A 20,300-nucleotide genomic window follows, 5' to 3' on the forward strand; every position below is an offset into this window, starting at 1 on the left:
GACGTTGATAGGAGGCAGGTGTAAAGACGGTGACGTCAAAGCCGAGCCTTACTAATTGCCCGAGAGCTTTTGCCGCAGTCATCTTTTCAGGTGTTGGTAACGAATCGACATCTCTGGCTTGCTTGTGAAGATTGTCACCTTATACGTTTGGCATTCCAATAGTAAGATTGTAAATTGTCAAATAGTAAATTACATCAGGTGGTTATTGCGGCGGGGTCCCACCTCTTCCCATTCCGAACAGAGAAGTTAAGCCCGCTTGCGCCGATGGTACTGCAATGCAATGCGGGAGAGTAGGAGGCCGCCACTTTTTTCTTGAAGCACCCTGTTTCAGCAATGAGACAGGGTGCTTTCTTTGTTCCATGCCTTAACTGTCGCGGATATCGTATTATTTTCGTAACTTTGCATCCATGAAAATCATCCTATCAACCGTCGCAGTTGTTTATCGGAAGCCATTGGCAGAAACGTTCGGAAATGGGAAATAATGAGTTGATAAGACTCCTCAGGGGTCCGTGGACAATGGAATCCATCACGTCCCATGAGCGTCTCGGGAGTGGTGAGCAGCGACCAGCCCCAACCATATTCACATCCATGCTTGTCAGTGGGATATACGAAGTTCTCGGTGACTATCAGGCAGGCCATTTGCAGGCGGGTCACGTAACCGTCAAACTTACTACGCATCTTGGGGCCGTCGAAGCCACAGGCCGCACGCAGTTCACGAGTAATGAGACTGCCGTGTTCGCGAAGCGTAGTCAGGATGATGTCGTCAATGGTTCCTTCGGCAGGCACAGGATACTTGCTGCGACGGTAGTTGTAGAAGTCGGGCCACCACTCGCGGCTGACGAACCCGGCTTTCTTATTGAAGAACTTGCCATAAACGCAACTGCCGTCCGACACGATGGGACCTTTCCACTTCCACAGCGGCCAGTCCCACCCGCCATCGTCGAATACCACATAGCGGCAGTCGTCAGCTACCATCTCTTCTGCAGAATAGCCTTGTATGCCACTGTCTAACAGGGGTAGGAATCCCACCTCTTGAATGAATGCCGTCAGTTGGGCTGCTGAATATATCTCGTCGTGCTTCATCATATAGAATCTTAGTCTTGCTTTACCCTGATGAATTTACAGTGCAAAACTACAATATTTTTCTGATAAGAACAAATAATCTGCAAAGATAAATTGAACGTGGCCGTTTAAGAATTTCTCTTTGAAGGCTCAAGAATAGCAAAAAATAGGGCAAAACACTTTAACTAGTTTAAAGCTTTCACCCTCGGCATCCGATTTTCGGTCTTGTCGGTTTTTTTTCGTTGAATTGTTAAATCATTGCAAATAATTGGCCAAAATAATCATGGTATTAAAAATAATTCCTATCTTTGTGGCGGATAAACAATAAAACGAAAGGATTATGCCAGAAGTATTCAGATTTTTTGGATTCTCGTTCTTTTTCTACAGCAAAGAACATGAGCCACTACACATCCACGTGGAGGGCAATGGTGGCATGGCCAAGTTCGAGTGGAACGGCACGGAGTTTGTCCTCACTGATAAGCAGGGCATTAAATCGAACGATTTCCGCAAGATTAAGACTATAATTGACGAGAACGCAGACATCATTATCAAACGTTGGAACGAACATTTTAATAAATAAAGGAGGACAAGCTTATGAAGATTAAGGAAATTTGGTTCGATGCCGAACACATATATGGTTGTGACGAGGAAGGGCATGAGTACAGCCAGTCCCTCCTCTGGTATCCAAAATTGCGGACGGCTACCGACGAAGAAAGGGCTGCATACACTTTCGGTTTCGATGGCATCCACTGGCGCGGACTTGACGAGGACATCAGTTTCGAGAGTTTTACCTATGACGATTCTGAGCCAACGCCCCTACAGCGATTCTTCCTTACCCACAAGGAAATCAATGTGGCAGAATTTGCCCGCTCCCTTGGCATGAATGCCACTCTGCTACGCAACTACATCAATGGTTTTAAGAAGCCTTCTGCCGAGCGTGAAAATGAGATCCTCGCACACATCCACAAGTTGGGTGAGGAAATGATGGCAGCATGCTTTTGATAAAACAGACCATAACCTCTTCCAATCTTTGGGCATGAACAATGGAACAGAAATACGGGAAAAACAGTATAGACATTGAGGCGCTGCGCGAGTTTTGCGAGCGCGAGGGCAAGATGGGTAGATCAGGGGTTCCCTGATCTGTTATAAAACATTAAAGGTTTACGAAGTATGATGACATATTACAATAATTATGGTTGATCAGGCTCTCTCTGGTCTATCGGAAGAATGCAGGAGGGAATCCATATCAATTACTCATCAAAGAAATGTAAAACATGAAACAAATATCAATAATCATAGCACTGGCATTGCTTACTACCATTGCCAATGCCCAGAACATCACCGGCTCGCACGAGGTGAGAGCCAACGATGAAGTGAAGAAGCAACAGGTGGAGAACAGATCGGAGAACCGTCCCCTGACCTATCCAACTATAAATAGCCAGACACTGGAGGGTCAACTTCCATTCAAATATATGGAGGTGACAAAAGATGTTACAAATGTAGATTCGGTTTTCAAGACAAACTTTAAAAGGCTATATACTATTGTCGAAACTAATAAAGATACTGAAATACATAATAATCACGCTTTAGAGTTTATTGCAGTAATCTCTATGATGTCCGGAATTGACTTTGTGAAAACACATTGTTATATGCCTACAAAGATAAATTTTGACGATATTACCAATATGCATCTTTGGTATGTCCGTAACCAAAAAAGTATATCTTTGGATGTCCTAAAGCGTTTCTATATAGCGACACGTGTATATTGTTTCGAATCTTATGATGAACTTGAAACCTATTTCAATCAATTGGACTATTATGTTATTCGTGATGATGAATTCAAGAAATGGTTGAGCGAAAAACAAAAAGAGTAGATCAGGGGACGGTTCTTGCTTTGGCAAGCGACTACGTCGATTACTCTGATCTGTTCAGGGGACTCTGATCTACGGGAAGAATGTAGGAGGGAATCCATATCAATTACTCATCAAAGAAATGTAAAACATGAAACAAATATCAATAACAATAGCCTTAGCATTGCTTACAACCATTGCCAATGCCCAGAACATCAAAGGGTCGCACCAGGTGAGGGTCAACGATGAAGTGAAGAAGCAACAGGTGGAGAACAGATCAGAGAACCGTCCCCTGATCTATGTAGGTGTATATGGCAATGACTCTATCCTTATTGATAAAATCTGGACAGAAAGGCGTACCATATTTTACAATGAAGAAGAAATGGATTCCATAGGAGAAGGTCCTATGATAGAGGATACAGGTATCGCATGTGGCTATGCAGGATGTAGAAAAATAGAATTTTTAAGTAATCATCGGTTTAAAAAGACATATCCTTGGGGAGAAGTTTGCCTAGGTAGTTGGAATCTTAAGGATGATGTGTTGACAATTATATTTGATAAAAGAGAAAGAAAGGGAAAGAAAAAGTATCGGTTTAAGATCAAGTATAGAGAGAAGGAAGAATGCCCCACTCTCTATTTGTTTGAGATAAAGCGTATCGCTTGTTATATTTTCTGTGATTACAGACTAGAAAAGAGTTAGGGTTAGGTAGATCAGGGGACGGTTCTTGCTTTGGCAAGCGACTTCGTCGATTACTCTGATCTACGGGAAGAATGCAGGAGGGAATCCATATCAATTACTCATCAAAGAAATGTAAAATATGAAACAAATATTAATAATCATAGCACTGGCATTGCTTACTACCATTGCCAATGCCCAGAACATCAAAGGGTCGCACGAGGTGAGGGCCAACGATGAAGTGAAGAAGCAACAGGTGGAGAACAGATCAGAGTCCCCTGATTTATAATTAATAACATCTAACGTTAATAATGATGCTAATATTAAAGAACTTAGTATGTTTGGTTTTAATAATGGTATTAATCTTCTTGGTTGTCATCTTGATTAAATGCCTACAAAGCGATGTGTCGTTAATCATATTACCACTGATAGGCATATCTTCTACATTAGCAACCATTAGATGGATTCTCAATAATCCCAGTAAATAATTCGGTTGTATTTACTTTTGACAAAACACCGATGAGTCCATAACATATTTTGCAAAAAATATTTTTTTAAAAACAGGAAATAGCCTACATGCCTACACGGATTTTGTGTAATTATTTGGTTTTTAGTTGATTGCAGAAAAGCAAGCCTACACTAAGCCTACACAAAGCCTACACAAAGCCTACACAAAGCCTACACTGAACCTACACAAAGCCTACATGATTTTGAGTTTTTTCGGCAAAAAACACTCGAAATAGGAAGGACTACTATACGAGGGAGCAGAAATGGAAACAAAGGATCGGAAGGATTAGCATGAAGGGTAATGATGAAATTCTCTAGAGAATTTTCGGCTTGCTATACGATGTGGCTTTTGCTGGTAGGCGAGGGAATGCTCAAATTCTCTAGAGAATTTAGGAGGAAGGACTAAAGGGAGATTTTCCTGGTTTAGGATTTACATTTTGCGGGAAGCCTATCTAGACTTTATGTAGGTTCAGTGTAGGCTTTGTGTAGACTTTATGTAGGTTCAGTGTAGGCTTAGTGTAGGTTCAGTGTAGGCTCGGCGAACGCTACTTTCCTTTGTTTATCGGCATTTGAGTGCGATTCTGTGTAGGCATGTAGGCTATTTTGCAATTTTCGAAAATATTTTTTTGCAAACTGTGTAATCCCCCACCTGATGCAATAATCCTCCCGCGTATGCGTTATAATAAGGTATGCAGTGGACTGACCAGATACGACGAATCAAGATTGTCTTGGTGGTTGCAGCGGTGTTAATCGCTGTGGCATCTTTGTTGATATCCCACTTCTTGGTGCGCGACTTATCAAAAGAGGAGCATAACCGCATGGAGGTGTGGGCACAGGCATTGCATGCCTTAAATGCTGCTGACGAGACAACGGACCTGTCGCTGGTGCTGAGCGTGATGGAGGGCAACAACACCATTCCCGTTATTGTGATGAATGACGAGGGCGAGATTACCGACTATCGTAATATTGAAGACACTACAAGCATTGACAGCTATGTACAAAGTATGATTCGTGCGGGCGATACGATTCGTGTGGACGGTCAGCTAGTGTGCTACGACGAGTCTATCATGTTGAAACGGTTGTCGGCATGGCCTTATATCCAGTTGGGTATTGTGCTCGTGTTTGTGGTTGTGGCCATTTTTGCCTTGCTGTCCTCGAAACGTGCTGAACAGAACAAGGTATGGGTGGGGCTTTCCAAAGAGACAGCTCACCAGTTGGGAACACCCGTGTCGAGCCTGATGGCATGGGTGGAAATGCTGAAGGAACAGTATCCCGACGATGCCTTGTTGCCGGAGATGGACAAGGACGTCAAACGCCTGCAGTTGATAGCAGAGCGCTTCTCTAAGATAGGCTCGTTGCCAGAGCCGGTAGAAGCCTCGATGAATGAGGTCTTGAAGCATGTCGTTGACTATATGGATCGTCGTACGTCCAGTCAGGTGAAGATGATAAACCTGTTACCAGACCATGATGTAAAGGTCCGCATGAATGCCTCCTTGTTTGAATGGGTTATCGAGAACCTATGTAAGAATGCTGTGGACGCGATGGAAGGAAAGGGTTCTATCACATTGAGCCTGGTAGAAACCCCTTCCGACATTATTGTAGAGGTACAAGATACGGGAAAGGGTATCAAGAAGAAAGACCTGGCAAATGTCTTTACTCCAGGTTTTACCACCAAGAAAAGAGGCTGGGGACTCGGACTGTCGCTGGCACGACGCATCGTGGAAGAATACCATCACGGTCGTATTTTTGTAAAACAATCAGAAGTAGGGAAGGGTACTACGTTCCGTATAGAATTGAAAAAATAAGCATTTTTTTTGGATATTTCCTCAAATCTTTGTACCTTTGCACCCCAAATGAAGTGTTGTCATGTGTACGTTAGAGTCTTATAAGATTGATTTGAAAGCGTTGACTGCTGCAGAAACCACTGTAGAATACGACTTGGACGACCAGTTTTTCGAGGCTTTAGATGGTGCACAGTTGGAACATGGAGCCTTGCACGTGTCGGTGTCTATACGCAAGATGGCCGGCTTTTTTGAGTTTCAGTTCCATACCACCGGCACTGTCGTCATCAGCTGTGATCGCTGTTTAGACGATATGGATCAGCCCATAGAGACTGACAACCAGTTGCTGGTTAAACTAGGCGACACATACAGTGAAGATGATGATGCCGTGACCGTAGACGAGAACGAAGGAATACTCGACGTGTCGTGGTTCATCTACGAGTTTGTCATGTTGGCCATACCCATCAAGCACGTTCATGCACCTGGAAAATGCAATAGTGTGATGACGCAGAAACTGGAAGAGTTGAGCGGCGCTGTCCGAAGCGGCGAAGAGGAGGCAGAGACAACAGACCCGCGCTGGGAGATTTTGAAAAATTTAAAAGTTTAAAAATTAAAAAGTTATAGAATTATGGCACATCCTAAAAGAAGACAATCAAACACTCGTACCGCAAAGCGTCGTACCCATGACAAGGCAGTAGCTCCCACATTGGCAGTATGTCCCAACTGTGGCGCATACCATGTTTATCACACAGTATGCCCGACATGTGGCTACTATCGTGGCAAGATTGCCATTATAATGGACGAAGCTGCTGAATAATGAGCAAAATCAATGCGATAATCACCGGCATTGGTGGCTACGTGCCTGACTATGTTCTGAACAACGAAGAACTGGCCCGCATGGTAGACACCAATGATGAGTGGATTATGACGCGTGTCGGTATCAAGGAACGCCGTATCCTGACCGAAGAAGGTCTCGGTACCAGTTATATGGCGCGTAAGGCTGCCAAGCAACTGATACATAAGACGGGAGTAGACCCTGATACTATTGACGCCGTCATCGTCACCACCTCAACGGCTGATTATAAGTTCCCTTCTACAGCCAGCATCGTGCTGGGCAAGCTCGGACTGAAGAATGCCTTTGCATTTGATTTCTGGGCTGCATGCTGTGGATTCCTCTACACGCTCGATGTAGCTGCATCGATGATACAGTGTGGCCGTTATAAGAAAATCATCGTTATTGGAGCAGACAAGATGTCATCGGTCATTGATTATAAAGACCGTGCTACCTGTCCGTTGTTCGGTGATGGTGCCGCTGCTGTTCTCGTAGAAGGTACGGAAGAAGAGAATGTCGGTGTGATAGACTCTTATTTCCGAGCTGACGGAAAGGGACTTCCTTTTCTTCATCTGAAGGCAGGCGGTTCTGTATGTCCGCCAAGCCACTTCACCGTTGATCATCGTCTGCACTACCTTTATCAAGAAGGACGCACCGTGTTCCGTTATGCCGTAACGAACATGAGTGACGACTGTGCGCTGATAGCTGAGCGCAATGGTCTGAACAAGGAAAACATCCAATGGGTTGTCCCCCATCAGGCTAATATGCGTATCATTGAAGCTGTTGCCAAGCGCCTTGAGCTCCCGATGGAGCAAGTCATGGTTAACATCGAGCATTTTGGTAATACGTCAGCAGCAACGATTCCATTGGCATTATGGGAAAACGAGCATTTGCTGAAGAAGGGTGACAATGTCATCATGACCGCTTTCGGAGCTGGTTTCGTTCATGGAGCAAGCTATTACAAGTGGGCGTATGATGGTGCAAGCACCAAATGAGAAATGTGTAATGAGTAATGAGAAATGACTCATAAGGCAGGGTTCGTAAATATCGTTGGTAACCCCAATGTAGGTAAAAGTACGCTCATGAACCAGTTGGTTGGTGAGCGTATTTCGATTGCGACGTTCAAGGCGCAGACAACGCGTCATCGCATCATGGGCATCGTTAATACTGATGACATGCAGATTGTGTTCTCTGACACCCCCGGTGTACTGAAACCCAACTACAAGTTACAGGAGTCCATGTTGGCTTTCTCTGTGTCCGCACTGCAAGATGCTGATGTGTTGCTTTATGTGACGGATGTGGTAGAGAATCCGGAGAAGAATATGGATTTTCTGGAAAAGGTGCAGAAAATGACAATCCCTGTGCTTCTGCTCATTAACAAGATTGATGAGCTTGGGGCTAATGGGGCCAATGGGGCCAATGGGGCTCAACAATTGCTGGCAGCAATTGTTGAGAAGTGGCATACGCTGTTGCCTAATGCCGAGATTCTGCCTATCTCTGCCAAGAATAAGTTCGGCATAGACATGTTGCTGAAACGTATTAAGGAACTGCTTCCTGAGAGTCCTGCGTATTTCGATAAAGACCAGTTGACGGATAAGCCTGCCCGATTCTTCGTGTCAGAGATTATCCGTGAGAAGATTCTGCTCTACTACGACAAGGAGATACCTTACTCTGTGGAAGTACGCGTGGAGCGTTTCAAGGAAACCGAGAAGAATATACATATCAATGCCATTATCTACGTAGAACGTGACTCTCAAAAGGGAATCATCATAGGACATCAAGGTGTGGCACTGAAGAAGGTAAGCACTGAGGCTCGCAAAGCATTGGAGAAGTTCTTTGACAAGCCTATTTTCCTGGAAACCTTTGTGAAGGTTGACAAAGACTGGCGCTCCAGCCAGCGAGAATTAGATAGCTTTGGCTATAATCCAGAATAAATACATATATGGGAAACTTAGTAGCAATAGTAGGACGTCCGAATGTAGGAAAGTCCACCTTGTTTAACAGATTGACAAACAGCCGTCGCGCTATCGTAAGTGACGAAGCTGGCACTACTCGCGATCGCCAATACGGCAAGTGCGAATGGAACGGCCGTGAGTTCTCCGTTGTTGACACGGGTGGATGGGTAGTTAACAGTGATGATGTCTTTGAGGAGGAGATTCGGAAGCAAGTCATTGTTGCTACGGAAGAGGCAGATCTTGTGTTGTTCCTAGTGGATATCAAGAATGGACTGACTGATCTCGATCAGGACGTAGCACTAATCCTTCGACGTTCGAAGTTGCCCGTTGTGTTGGTTGCTAACAAAGCCGACGACGGGAAGGACCTTTACGGGCAATATGAGTTCTACAAGTTGGGACTGGGTGACCCTTATTGTATTAGCGCTGCCACAGGCTCCGGTACTGGCGACTTGCTCGATTTGGTGGTATCCAAGTTGAATACCGATGAAGCCGATGACGCAATGGACGGAACGCCTCGCTTCGCTGTGGTAGGTCGACCGAATGCCGGTAAGTCGAGTATCATCAACGCCTTCATTGGTGAGGACCGTAATATTGTAACCGATATTGCCGGCACTACACGTGACAGCATCTATACGAAATATGACAAGTTCGGTTTCGACTTCTACTTGGTAGACACAGCAGGTATCCGCCGCAAGAACAAGGTTACTGAAGACCTGGAGTTTTATAGCGTGATGCGTAGTATCCGTGCCATCGAGAATTCCGACGTATGTATCTTGATGATTGACGCTACGCGTGGCATCGAGGCCCAGGACATGAATATCTTCCAGCTGATACAGAAGAACAATAAGTCGTTGGTGGTTGTCGTGAACAAGTGGGATTTGGTAGAAGACAAGTCGCAGGAGGCTATCAAGACATTCGAGACAGCTATTCGCAACCGCATGGCTCCATTTGTCGACTTCCCTATCATCTTTGCTTCAGCAGTGACTAAGCAGCGCATCTTTAAGGTGCTTGAGACAGCCAAGCAAGTTTATCTGAATCGTAAGATAAAGATAGGCACGTCTAAGTTGAATGAGGTGCTGTTGCCCATTATCGAGGCTACACCACCCCCTAGCATCAAAGGAAAATATATTAAGATCAAGTATGTATCGCAGGTGCCGGATACGCAGATTCCCACTTTTGTGTTCTATGCAAACCTGCCACAGTATGTCAAGGAGCCCTATCGCCGTTTCTTGGAGAACAAGATGCGTGAGAACTGGACATTGACAGGTACACCGATTAATGTTTTTATCCGTCAGAAGTGAAGAACCTGTTATATCTAGCAATAGCCTTCCTGGTATTGTCTGCCTGTTCTCAGGCGTCACCCGAGGAAGAGGCAGCCAAAGCAGCTCAGGGCTATTATGCACGTCTGTTAGACAACAGCCCTGAGGATTTCCTGAAGGGTAGGGTTGGCGCAGATAGTCTGCCAGAAGCCTATAAAGCCCAGTTGCTGAAAAATTACCAGCAGTATATGGAAGAAATGGTGGAAACCCACGGAGGCATCCGTGAAGTACGCGTCTCGGAAAACACAGGATATCGTGATACCACGCAAAATCTGACCTATGTATTCTTGATGCTTTGTTTCAACGACTCCACTCAGGAGGAAGTTACCGTGCCGATGCTGAATGTAAGTGGCGAGTGGAAAATGAAATAGGAGAAACGAGCGGTGAAGAAAAAGAAAAACGGATTGAATTCTGAAGAATCAATCCGTTTATTTAGTTTGCAGCTCTGAAGTTATACATTCTTGCCATATTCAAGCAATACTCGCTATAAGCTTCACTTCTCAGCCATTTGTTAATTAATCTTTTCATCATCTTTTACCTTTCTTTACTTTAAATTGTTATCCTTTTTTTGTCCTTTTGACGATGCAAAGGTACGGTCTTTTTGGGGTCCGTGCAAGAGAAAAACCAAATTGTTTGCGCACACAGTCGATTATTTGACCTTAATCAATCGTGTGGTTTCTGGTGAGTAACGGCTTCACGCATCTCCTTCAATAGGTCACTGGCAAAGATGAAGTCTGTCAGTTTCTTGTTGGTGGAGTTCATGATCTGGCTGCTTACCCCTTGCCACTCCTTATTGCCTTCGTAGATGAAGATGATGTTCTCGCCAATACCCATCACAGAATTCATGTCGTGGGTGTTGATGATGGTTGTCATATTGAATTCCTGTGTGATGGAGTGTAACAGGTCGTCAATAATCAGCGACGTTTTGGGGTCCAGTCCGGAGTTAGGCTCGTCACAGAAGAGATATTTGGGGTTGAGGGCGATGGCACGGGCAATAGCTACACGTTTTTGCATACCACCAGAAATCTCACCAGGGTATTTATCCTCAGCTCCTACCAGATTCACACGGTCCAGACAGTCCATAGCCCGTTTCTGGCGTTCGCGCAGATTCATGGAAGAAAACATGTCAAGCGGGAACATCACATTTTCCAATACGGTAAGCGAGTCGAAAAGGGCAGCCGACTGGAAAATCATACCCATTTCACGCCGCATATGTACCTTCTCGTTCTTCGACATGCATACAAAATCGCGTCCGTCATAAAGAATCTGCCCACTGGTAGGCTCGAAGAGCCCCACCAGGTTTTTCATTAGCACGGTCTTTCCACTACCACTTTGTCCGATGATAAGATTGGTCTTACCGTCTTCAAACACCGTATTGATGTTTTTGAGCACTTCTCTGCCGTCAAAACTCTTATATAGATTCTTTACTTCAATCATGATAATAACTGCGTTAGGAATACGTCGCTACAAAGAATCAGCACACTGGATGATACAACAGCATCCGTAGAAGCCTTGCCCACATTGACCGATCCCCCTTCTACCGTATAGCCGAAATAAGAAGGTACGGCGGAAATGATAAAAGCAAAGAAGAGACTTTTAATGATACTCATCCACACAAACCAAGGCTGGAAAGAATGTTGCAATCCCAGCGTTAAGTCGTCAGGTACGATGATATGAGCGATGTACGCGGTGCCGTAAGCTCCAATGATACCCATGGCCGACGAGAAGATAACCAGTAATGGCATGATGGTTATCATACCGAGGATTTTCGGTAATATCAGATAACAGGCTGAGTTGACTCCCATGATGTCAAGGGCGTCAATCTGCTGGGTGACACGCATGGTTCCTATCTCTGATGCAATGTTTGAGCCTACCTTACCTGCGAGGATCAAACACATGATAGAACTGGAAAACTCGAGCAGCATGATTTCACGGGTGGTGTATCCGCTTACCCATCGTGGCATCCATGGACTCTGGATGTTCAGTTTCATTTGAATGCAGATAACCGCACCGATAAAAAATGAGATGAGCAAAACAATGCCGATAGAGTTGATGCCCAGTTGGGCCATCTCCTTGACATACTGTTTCCAGAACATGCGAAAGCGTTCCGGCACAGAAAAGGTCCGTCCCATCAAAATGATGAACTTGCCGAATGTCGTCAGCCAATTATATAGTAACTTCGTCATATCGGCTGCGAAGGTACGAAGAAAAAATGAGTCAGCCAAGAGGTCAGCTCTTTTTTTTATGATACATAAAAATCGTAAAAGTTAAATGGGTTATGAAAAAAAATTGTATCTTTGCAGCCACTATGGACGATATAACGAATGTACAGGTAGCAGAGCAGGGACAACTGGTGCTGCGGACAGAAGGACTCATCAAGCGCTATGGAAAGCGTACGGTAGTCAACAATGTGAGCTTTGATGTTAAGCAGGGCGAGATTGTTGGATTGTTAGGACCTAATGGCGCTGGCAAGACAACTTCATTTTACATGACTACAGGTCTGATAGTCCCTAATGGCGGACATATTTATCTTGGTGACGAAGAAGTAACGAGCTATCCTGTCTTTAAGCGTGCTCGTGCAGGAATCGGATATCTAGCCCAGGAAGCATCGGTGTTCCGTAAGATGTCGGTAGAGGACAATATCCTTTCTGTATTGGAAATGACCGGTAAGCCCCGCGAGTATCAGTTGGAGAAGCTGGAAAGCTTGATTGCCGAGTTCCGATTGCAGAAAGTGCGCAAGAACAAAGGTGACCAACTCTCTGGTGGTGAGCGCCGTCGAACAGAGATAGCCCGTTGTTTGGCTATAGAACCGAAGTTCATCATGCTTGACGAGCCTTTTGCCGGAGTAGACCCTATTGCGGTAGAAGATATTCAGCAGATTGTGTGGCAGTTGAAATATCGTAATATAGGTATTCTGATAACCGACCATAATGTGCATGAAACACTGAATATCACCGATCGTGCATACCTGTTGTTTGAAGGACGTATCCTGTTCAAGGGAACTCCCGATGAGCTTGCTGTTAATCCTATCGTAAAGGAAAAATATCTAGGCTCGAATTTTGTTCTTCAAAAGAAAGACTTTGCCAAGATGGCAGAGTTACGTGCCCACAAGTGGGGTCTGGAAGAGTAGTTTTATACAGTAGCAAAACACAAACGATGAATAGACTGATTGTATCCTTGACAGTCCTGTTATGTCCATGGACATTACTTGCACAGTCCTTAAAGGCATTCCCAACGGCAGAAGGTTTTGGTAAGTATGCCTCGGGTGGCCGAGGAGGAAAGGTGGTGGAGGTGACGAACCTCAACGATACGGGGGAAGGTTCGTTGCGCTGGGCGCTGACAGAGGCAGGTAAGGAAAATGCAACCATTGTATTCCGCGTTAGTGGTATCATCACCATAGGTCCGAATCCGCAACGTAAGGGAGAGCATTCTATACGCGCAAAGTTGAAGAACGTGACCATAGCCGGTCAGACAGCTCCGGGCAAAGGAATCCTGTTGCGTGGAGGCAAACTGAACTTAGGCGGTTCTGAAAACGTGATTATTCGTAACATCCGTTCGCGTCTGGGAACAAAAGGTGATCCGACAAAGACAAAGAAGGAGAACTTCATTGAGGGTGGAGCTATTGGCATTGAGAATGGGCGGAACATCATCATTGACCACTGTTGTTTCGGATGGAGCGGTGAGGAGAACATGACGATGTATGATAACCAGTTTACGACAGTTCAGTGGTGTATTATCCATGAAGGACTCTACGATGCAGGTCATCATAAGGGTGCCCGTGGCTATGGAGCCCAATGGGATGGCTCGCCGGCGACATTCCATCATAATCTGTTGGCCAGCAACGATAGTCGTAGCGCGCGTATTAATGGTGCTACAAATCCCAAAGGCGACAAGAATGTTTTTCTTGAATACCAAAACAATGTAAACTTCAATTGGGGACGACGTAATTCCTGCTACGGTGGTGAGAATGAGGCAGGAGAAGGAAGTAGTCATGAGTGTAATTTCATAGGAAACTATTACAAACCAGGTCCAGCCCATCCGCAGGATAATGTCCTGATAGAACTCTCTGCTGCACGAAAAGGGAAAACACTTACCGGACCATCGTTGTGGTATTTTGCCGACAATGTCATGGAAGGTCAGAAAACAAGTGACGACTGGCTTCTTGTTAGCAATAAAACAGGGTATGCGATTAACCAGTTGAAAGCCCTTCAGCCCCTTAGCCGACAGGAGTATACTGACTATCTAACCCCTGCAGAGTCAGCCAAGAAGGCCTATCGGCATGTACTTCAACGGGCAGGTACCATTCGGCGTGACGCTGTAGAACGTCGCATTATTGAGGATGTCAAAAGCGGTCAGCCCCGCTATAGTGGTTTCCAGGCTCATCGTCAAGGAATCATCGACTCTCCTGCTGATGCGGAAGGGTGGCCGCAGTATGCTGATGCTCAGCCCGTTGTAGATAGAGACCATGACGGTATGGACGATGCCTGGGAACTGAAGAACGGACTTGATCCAATGAACGCAGAAGACCGTAATGTGCAGTTCTCCAAAGAAGGCTATACCGCTTTAGAAGTATACATGAATAGCCTTATGGGTGAGTGATTCCCCGTTAAAAAAGCTAATTTTCATCATTATTATTAGGTGATTACGGAGATTTTTCGTACCTTTGCACGCTCAAAACTGATTATATAATATAAATAAGGTATAAAGAGATGAATATTTCATTTGAAGCTCCAGACAAAATCAATGGTCTGATGACCATTACATTGGAGACGGCTGATTATCAGCCAGAGGTCGATAAGACATTGAAAGACTATCGTAAACGTGCAAACATTCCTGGATTCCGTCCTGGACAGGCTCCCATGGGAATGATTAAGCGCCAGTTCGGACCTTCTGTCAAAGTTGATGCCGTCAACAAACTGCTTGGAGAGAAGTTGTACGAGTATGTTCGTGAGAATAAGATTCAGATGCTGGGTGAGCCATTGCCCAGCGAGCAGCAGGAGCAGCTCGATTTTGAGAGTGACAAACCCCTGACTTTCAAGTTTGACATTGCTGTTGCCCCAGAGTTCGAAGCAAAGCTGAGTGGTAAGGATAAGATTCCTTATTATAACATCACTGTTGAAGACAAGCTCATTGATCAACAGGTTGAGATGTATCAGAGTCGTAGTGGTCACTATGAGAAGGTTGAGAATTTCGATATGGAGCAGCGTGACATGCTGAAGGGTGACCTCCGTGAACTTGATGCAGCAGGAAATGTTAAAGAAGGCGGTATTACGGTAGCTGATGCTGTGCTGATGCCTCAATACATCAAGGTTGACGACCAGAAGAAACTCTTCGAAGGTTCTAAGCTGGGTGATATTATCACATGGAATCCCCGCAAGGCATACCCGGAGAGTGATGTAGAGGTTAGCTCATTGATGAAGATTCAGAAGGAGGAAGTGAAAGACCACGAAGGCGACTTCACGTTCCAGATTACAGAAATCAGCCGCTTCGTAAAGGCAGAGGTTAATCAGGAGCTGTTCGATCAGACTTTTGGTGAAGGTACTGTGAAGGATGAGAAGGAGTTCCGCCAGAAGATTGCCGACACTATCAGCCAGCAATTCAAGTCTGACTCTGACTATAAGTTCCTGTTGGATGTTCGTGCACATATGGAGAAGAAGGTTGGGAAATTGGAGTTCCCCGAGGCTCTGTTGAAGCGCGTCATGCTAAACAATAACAAGGATAAAGGCGCAGATTTCGTTGAGAAGAACTTTGACGCCAGCATCAAGGAACTTGGCTGGCACTTGATTAAGGAACAGCTGGTTGCTGCTCAGGAGATTAAGGTTGGAGATGACGATCTGAAGAACGTTGCCAAAGAGGCCGCCCGTGCGCAGTTTGCTCAGTATGGTATGTCGAATGTTCCTGATGAGTATTTGGAAAACTATGCTCAGGAGATGCTGAAGAAGCGCGAGAATGTAGACGGATTGGTTGACCGTGCCGTTGACGTGAAACTCACTGCAGCCCTAAAGAGTGTAGTTAAGCTTGAAGAGAAAGACATCACATTGGATAAATTCCAGGAGATGCTTCAGGAAAAATAAGTAAAAAAGGACACTTTAAAGTTCTTTAACCAAAAAATAAAGTCGGAATGTATGGCATTCCGACTTTTTTGTGTAATTTTGTATTTACTAATCACAATGAATATGAACAACGATTTTAGAAAATACGCTACTAAGCATCTTGGCATTAATGGCCTTGTACTTGATGAAGTGATGAGTGCACAGGCACAGTATCTGAACCCTTACATCCTTGAAGAACGTCAATTGAACGTGACACAGATGGATGTTTTCTCACGTTTGATGATGGACCGCATTATCTTCCTCGGTACTCAGATTGATGATTATACCGCCAATACACTGCAGGCTCAACTGTTGTATTTGGACTCTGTTGACTCCGGCAAGGACATCAGCATCTATCTGAACTCTCCTGGTGGTAGTGTTACGGCGGGACTGGGTATCTATGATACTATGCAGTTCATCTCTAGCGATGTGGCAACTATTTGTACTGGAATGGCCGCTTCTATGGCTGCTGTTCTGCTTGTGGCTGGTACAGAAGGCAAACGCTCTGCCTTGCCTCACAGTCGCGTAATGATTCACCAGCCTCTGGGCGGCGTACAAGGACAGGCTTCGGATATAGAAATCGAAGCAAAGGAGATCATGAAGTTTAAGAAAGAACTCTATACGATTATCTCCGAGCATTCGCATACACCATATGATAAGGTGTGGAATGACTCTGACCGTAACTATTGGATGACGGCAGAAGAGGCAAAAGAGTATGGTATGATTGACCAGGTATTGATAAAGAAGTAATGAGGAAACAGTGTAACTTTTGCGGACGGTCAGAAAAAGAGGTTAAGCTCTTGATAACTGGAGTGAATGGTTGTATCTGTGAAGACTGTGCAGTGCAGGCTTATCAGGTGGCAACTGCTAATGGCTATGGCCCTGATGCAAAGAAGGCTGCTGCCCCCTTTAAAATGAAACGTTTGCCAAAACCTAAAGAAATCAAAGAACACCTTGATCAGTATGTGATAGGTCAGGATGAGGCAAAACGTTTCCTTTCCGTAGCAGTTTATAACCATTACAAACGATTGCAGCAACCTGCAGACGAAAATGGTGTTGAGATAGAGAAATCGAACATTATCATGGTCGGTTCTACGGGAACGGGTAAGACCTTGCTTGCTCGTACTATTGCGAAGATGCTGGATGTGCCGTTTACGATAGTAGATGCTACCGTATTCACAGAGGCAGGCTACGTTGGTGAGGACGTCGAGAGTATCCTTTCCCGTTTGTTGCAAGTGGCAGATTATAATGTGGAAGCTACGCAACGAGGCATCGTCTTTATTGACGAGATTGACAAGATAGCTCGTAAGTCTGACAACCCTAGCATTACCCGTGACGTGAGTGGTGAAGGCGTACAGCAGGGATTGTTGAAATTGTTGGAGGGCACGATAGTTAATGTACCGCCGCAGGGAGGTCGTAAGCATCCTGATCAGGAGTATATTCATGTGGATACGCGTAATATACTGTTTATCTGTGGTGGCGCCTTTGACGGAATAGAACGCAAGATAGCCCAGCGTATGAATACACATGTGGTAGGTTATAATTCCGTGCAGAATGTGCGCAAGATAGACAAGAACGACTTGATGCAATATATCTTGCCGCAGGACTTGAAGTCGTTTGGACTTATCCCTGAAATTATCGGCCGTCTGCCTGTGCTGACCTATTTGAATCCGTTGGATCGTGACGCACTGACCAAAATTTTGACGGAACCGAAGAATTCTATAGTCAAACAATATGAGAAACTGTTTGAAATGGATGGCATCAAGTTGACGTTTACTCCCGAAGCATTAAAGCTGATTGTTGATAAGGCTATGGAGTATAAACTTGGTGCTCGTGGACTACGCTCCATAGTTGAAAGTATCATGATGGATGCGATGTTTGAGATACCATCAAAAAGAACGAAATCCTTTGACGTGACGGCGGAGTATGCTCAGAAGCAGCTTGATAAGTCACATTTAAACTAAGGTGTGGAAGCACCTCAATAAGAGTCTATGGCAAATAATAAACAAAATCTGACGGAGGCCCTGAAGAAATATTTCGGCTTTGATAAGTTCAAGGGCGATCAAGAGGCCATTGTCCAAAATGTCCTGGATGGTAAAGATACCTTTGTGCTGATGCCTACTGGTGGCGGTAAGTCGCTATGCTATCAGTTACCCTCTTTGTTGATGGAAGGCACGGCCATTGTTATTTCCCCGTTGATAGCCTTGATGAAGAATCAGGTGGATATCATTAGTTCGATGAGTGACGAGGGAACGGCCCATTATCTCAATTCCTCGCTTAACAAGGCAGCTATTGATCAAGTGAAGGCAGACATACTGGCAGGGAGAACTAAACTGTTGTATGTTGCTCCGGAGTCGTTGACGAAAGAGGAAAATGTGGAATTCCTGAAGCAGGCAAAGATTTCATTCTATGCTGTGGATGAAGCGCATTGTATTTCTGAGTGGGGGCATGATTTCCGCCCCGAATATCGTCGCATCCGCCCGATAATCAATGAGATAGGCGTTGCTCCAGTGATCGCTCTGACAGCAACGGCTACTGATAAAGTACGTACGGATATCAAGAAGAACCTCGGCATTTTGGACGCTGTCGAATTCAAGAGTTCCTTTAACCGTCCGAATCTGTATTACGAGGTGCGCCCGAAGACACGTGAGGTCGATAAGGATATTATTAAGTTCATTAAGCAACATTCCGGCAAGAGTGGCATTATCTACTGTCTTTCACGTAAGAAAGTAGAAGAATTGGCTGAGATTCTTAAGGCTAATGACATTCGGGCGGCTGCATACCATGCAGGTCTGGAATCGGCGCTTCGTTCGCAGACACAAGATGATTTTCTAATGGAACGCATTGATGTGATCGTTGCGACGATAGCTTTTGGAATGGGTATAGATAAACCAGATGTGCGTTTTGTGATTCACTATGACATCCCTAAGTCTCTGGAAGGATACTATCAGGAAACAGGACGTGCAGGACGTGATGGTGGTGAGGGACTGTGCATTACTTTCTATGCTCAAAAGGATTTGCAGAAGCTGGATAAATTTATGGAAGGCAAACCCGTCGCTGAACAGGATATCGGTCGGCAACTATTGGCTGAGACGGCTGCTTATGCGGAGACCTCTGTGTGCAGACGTAAGATGCTTCTCCATTATTTTGGCGAGGAATATACACAGGAGAACTGTCATAACTGTGATAATTGCCTGCATCCCAAGACTAAAATTGATGCGGAGAAACAGCTTGTTATCGTATTGGGCGCCATACAAGCCCTAAAGGAGAACTTCCGCTCTGACTATATTGTTGACTTTGTGATTGGTCGCGAAACTGAGGAAATTCTCGCTCATAAACACCAGAATCACGAACTCTTCGGAGCGGGTGAGGACTATGAAGAGAAACACTGGAATCCAGTCATCCGTCAAGCCTTGATTGCCGGTTATTTGAAGAAAGACGTGGAAAATTATGGACTGCTGAAACTGACATCTGCCGGGAAGAAATTCCTGAAAAATCCGACGACATTCCAAATTGTTGAGGACAATGAGTTTGCAGAGGATTATGAGTCCAGTACTGAGCATGAAGGAGGAACGAGTGCCCTTGACCCCACCTTAAGTGCGATGCTTAAAGATTTGCGAAAGAAGGTCAGTCGGCAGTTGGACCGTCCCCCCTATGTTATTTTCCAAGATGTGTCTATTGAGCAAATGGCTACTGACTACCCCATGACCCTGGAGGAGTTGAAAAATATTCAGGGAGTAGGAGAAGGAAAGGTGAAACAGCCTTATGCCAAGGCATTCGTTGATTTAATCAAACAATATTGTGAGGAGAATGAAATAGTCCGTCATGCAGACCTCCGTGTCCGAACGGTTGCCAAGAAGTCGATATTGAAAGTGAAGATCATTCAGGCCATAGATCGTCAGATAGCCCTTGATGATATTGCTACAGCGCAAGGACTTGAGTTTGAAGAACTGCTGGACGAGGTAGAGGCTATTGTTTATAGTGGCACCAAACTGAATATTGACTACTTTTTGGATGAAGTGATGGACGAGGATCATATTGACGACATCTATGATTATTTTGCCGACAGTGAAACCGATTCGCTGGAAGCTGCAATAGATGAGTTAGGTCAGGAATGCTCGGAAGATGAGATTCGTTTGGTCCGTATAAAGTTTATCTCAGAAATGGCTAATTAGCTGCTGACTTTTTAGGGGGTGGCTTTTTGCATTAAAACGTGTTAATATTGC

The 20,300-nt window shown here is 44.9% G+C and carries 21 protein-coding genes and 1 rRNA gene; 19 read left to right on the forward strand and 3 right to left on the reverse strand.

All coding sequences use genetic code 11. The features are described from left to right. Positions 1–194 precede the first annotated feature (194 nt). Positions 195–307: ribosomal RNA gene (gene rrf, locus BLU47_RS12655) — 5S ribosomal RNA — on the forward strand. 107 nt (positions 308–414) lie between these two features. Here the strand turns inward: rrf and BLU47_RS12660 are convergent. After that, positions 415–1,086 (reverse strand): AlkZ-related protein, encoded by a 672-nt coding sequence (locus BLU47_RS12660; RefSeq protein WP_369796986.1) that lies wholly within the window; start codon positions 1,084–1,086, stop codon positions 415–417. Between the two features lie 316 nt (positions 1,087–1,402). Here BLU47_RS12660 and BLU47_RS12665 point away from each other — a divergent pair, with 316 nt between their 5' ends. From BLU47_RS12665 to BLU47_RS12715, 12 genes are all read left to right on the forward strand, one after another. Beyond that, entirely contained in the window at positions 1,403–1,642 is a 240-nt protein-coding gene (locus BLU47_RS12665; RefSeq protein WP_091963453.1) for a DUF4160 domain-containing protein, read from the forward strand. A gap of 14 nt (positions 1,643–1,656) precedes the next feature. Then, positions 1,657–2,064 carry a DUF2442 domain-containing protein gene (locus BLU47_RS12670; RefSeq protein ID WP_091963456.1) on the forward strand — a complete coding sequence of 136 codons (408 nt, stop codon included), beginning with the start codon at positions 1,657–1,659 and terminating at the stop codon, positions 2,062–2,064. Between the two features lie 272 nt (positions 2,065–2,336). Next, entirely contained in the window at positions 2,337–2,936 is a 600-nt protein-coding gene (locus tag BLU47_RS12675) for a hypothetical protein (protein WP_091963459.1), read from the forward strand. A gap of 127 nt (positions 2,937–3,063) precedes the next feature. Continuing rightward, complete coding sequence (locus BLU47_RS12680) at positions 3,064–3,612, forward strand: hypothetical protein (protein ID WP_091963462.1); 549 nt, start codon at positions 3,064–3,066, stop codon at positions 3,610–3,612. Positions 3,613–3,730: 118 nt separating this feature from the next. Continuing rightward, positions 3,731–3,877: a hypothetical protein gene (locus tag BLU47_RS14880; protein ID WP_176780586.1), complete on the forward strand. Its 147-nt coding sequence runs from the start codon at positions 3,731–3,733 to the stop codon at positions 3,875–3,877. 907 nt (positions 3,878–4,784) lie between these two features. Next, entirely contained in the window at positions 4,785–5,900 is a 1,116-nt protein-coding gene (locus BLU47_RS12685) for a sensor histidine kinase (RefSeq protein ID WP_091963465.1), read from the forward strand. 61 nt (positions 5,901–5,961) lie between these two features. Beyond that, positions 5,962–6,483, forward strand: a complete 522-nt coding sequence (locus BLU47_RS12690; protein ID WP_091963468.1) for a YceD family protein — start codon at positions 5,962–5,964, stop codon at positions 6,481–6,483. A 21-nt stretch (positions 6,484–6,504) separates the two neighbouring features. Beyond that, positions 6,505–6,693: a 50S ribosomal protein L32 gene (gene rpmF / locus BLU47_RS12695; RefSeq protein ID WP_091963473.1), complete on the forward strand. Its 189-nt coding sequence runs from the start codon at positions 6,505–6,507 to the stop codon at positions 6,691–6,693. Then, positions 6,693–7,703: a beta-ketoacyl-ACP synthase III gene (locus tag BLU47_RS12700; protein ID WP_091963476.1), complete on the forward strand. Its 1,011-nt coding sequence runs from the start codon at positions 6,693–6,695 to the stop codon at positions 7,701–7,703. Before rpmF ends, BLU47_RS12700 begins: the two co-directional genes overlap by 1 nt. 24 nt (positions 7,704–7,727) lie before the next feature. Further along, a complete protein-coding gene (gene era / locus BLU47_RS12705) occupies positions 7,728–8,642 on the forward strand; it encodes a GTPase Era (RefSeq protein WP_091963479.1) in 915 nt (304 codons plus the stop codon). Between the two features lie 8 nt (positions 8,643–8,650). Continuing rightward, positions 8,651–9,964: a ribosome biogenesis GTPase Der gene (gene der / locus BLU47_RS12710; RefSeq protein WP_091963482.1), complete on the forward strand. Its 1,314-nt coding sequence runs from the start codon at positions 8,651–8,653 to the stop codon at positions 9,962–9,964. Continuing rightward, the gene (locus BLU47_RS12715; protein ID WP_091963485.1) at positions 9,961–10,353 is read left to right on the forward strand and encodes a hypothetical protein; all 393 of its coding nucleotides are present in this window, start codon (positions 9,961–9,963) and stop codon (positions 10,351–10,353) included. The genes der and BLU47_RS12715 overlap by 4 nt, the downstream gene beginning before the upstream one ends. Before the next feature lie 292 nt (positions 10,354–10,645). Here the strand turns inward: BLU47_RS12715 and BLU47_RS12720 are convergent, their stop codons facing one another. Both BLU47_RS12720 and BLU47_RS12725 read right to left on the reverse strand, forming a co-directional pair. Further along, on the reverse strand, positions 10,646–11,419 hold the full coding sequence (locus tag BLU47_RS12720; protein ID WP_091963488.1) for an ABC transporter ATP-binding protein: 774 nt from the start codon (positions 11,417–11,419) through the stop codon (positions 10,646–10,648). After that, the gene (locus BLU47_RS12725) at positions 11,416–12,168 is read right to left on the reverse strand and encodes an MlaE family ABC transporter permease (RefSeq protein ID WP_091963491.1); all 753 of its coding nucleotides are present in this window, start codon (positions 12,166–12,168) and stop codon (positions 11,416–11,418) included. Before BLU47_RS12725 ends, BLU47_RS12720 begins: the two co-directional genes overlap by 4 nt. Before the next feature lie 122 nt (positions 12,169–12,290). Between BLU47_RS12725 and lptB the strand changes: the two genes are divergently transcribed. The 6 genes from lptB (at position 12,291) to recQ (ending at position 20,249) form a co-directional block, all read left to right on the forward strand. Further along, positions 12,291–13,112 carry an LPS export ABC transporter ATP-binding protein gene (gene lptB, locus BLU47_RS12730; RefSeq protein WP_091963494.1) on the forward strand — a complete coding sequence of 274 codons (822 nt, stop codon included), beginning with the start codon at positions 12,291–12,293 and terminating at the stop codon, positions 13,110–13,112. A gap of 26 nt (positions 13,113–13,138) precedes the next feature. Next, complete coding sequence (locus BLU47_RS12735; RefSeq protein WP_091963497.1) at positions 13,139–14,581, forward strand: pectate lyase family protein; 1,443 nt, start codon at positions 13,139–13,141, stop codon at positions 14,579–14,581. 110 nt (positions 14,582–14,691) lie between these two features. Then, a complete protein-coding gene (gene tig / locus BLU47_RS12740; protein ID WP_091963500.1) occupies positions 14,692–16,056 on the forward strand; it encodes a trigger factor in 1,365 nt (454 codons plus the stop codon). 102 nt (positions 16,057–16,158) lie between these two features. Beyond that, positions 16,159–16,824, forward strand: a complete 666-nt coding sequence (gene clpP / locus BLU47_RS12745) for an ATP-dependent Clp endopeptidase proteolytic subunit ClpP (RefSeq protein ID WP_091963624.1) — start codon at positions 16,159–16,161, stop codon at positions 16,822–16,824. Beyond that, positions 16,824–18,038 (forward strand): ATP-dependent Clp protease ATP-binding subunit ClpX, encoded by a 1,215-nt coding sequence (gene clpX / locus BLU47_RS12750; RefSeq protein WP_091963503.1) that lies wholly within the window; start codon positions 16,824–16,826, stop codon positions 18,036–18,038. The genes clpP and clpX overlap by 1 nt, the downstream gene beginning before the upstream one ends. A gap of 27 nt (positions 18,039–18,065) precedes the next feature. Beyond that, the gene (gene recQ, locus BLU47_RS12755; RefSeq protein ID WP_091963506.1) at positions 18,066–20,249 is read left to right on the forward strand and encodes a DNA helicase RecQ; all 2,184 of its coding nucleotides are present in this window, start codon (positions 18,066–18,068) and stop codon (positions 20,247–20,249) included. Positions 20,250–20,300: the final 51 nt, after the last annotated feature.

It is taken from the genome of Prevotella sp. tc2-28 (assembly GCF_900107705.1).
In the GTDB taxonomy this organism is placed as follows: Bacteria; Bacteroidota; Bacteroidia; order Bacteroidales; family Bacteroidaceae; genus Prevotella.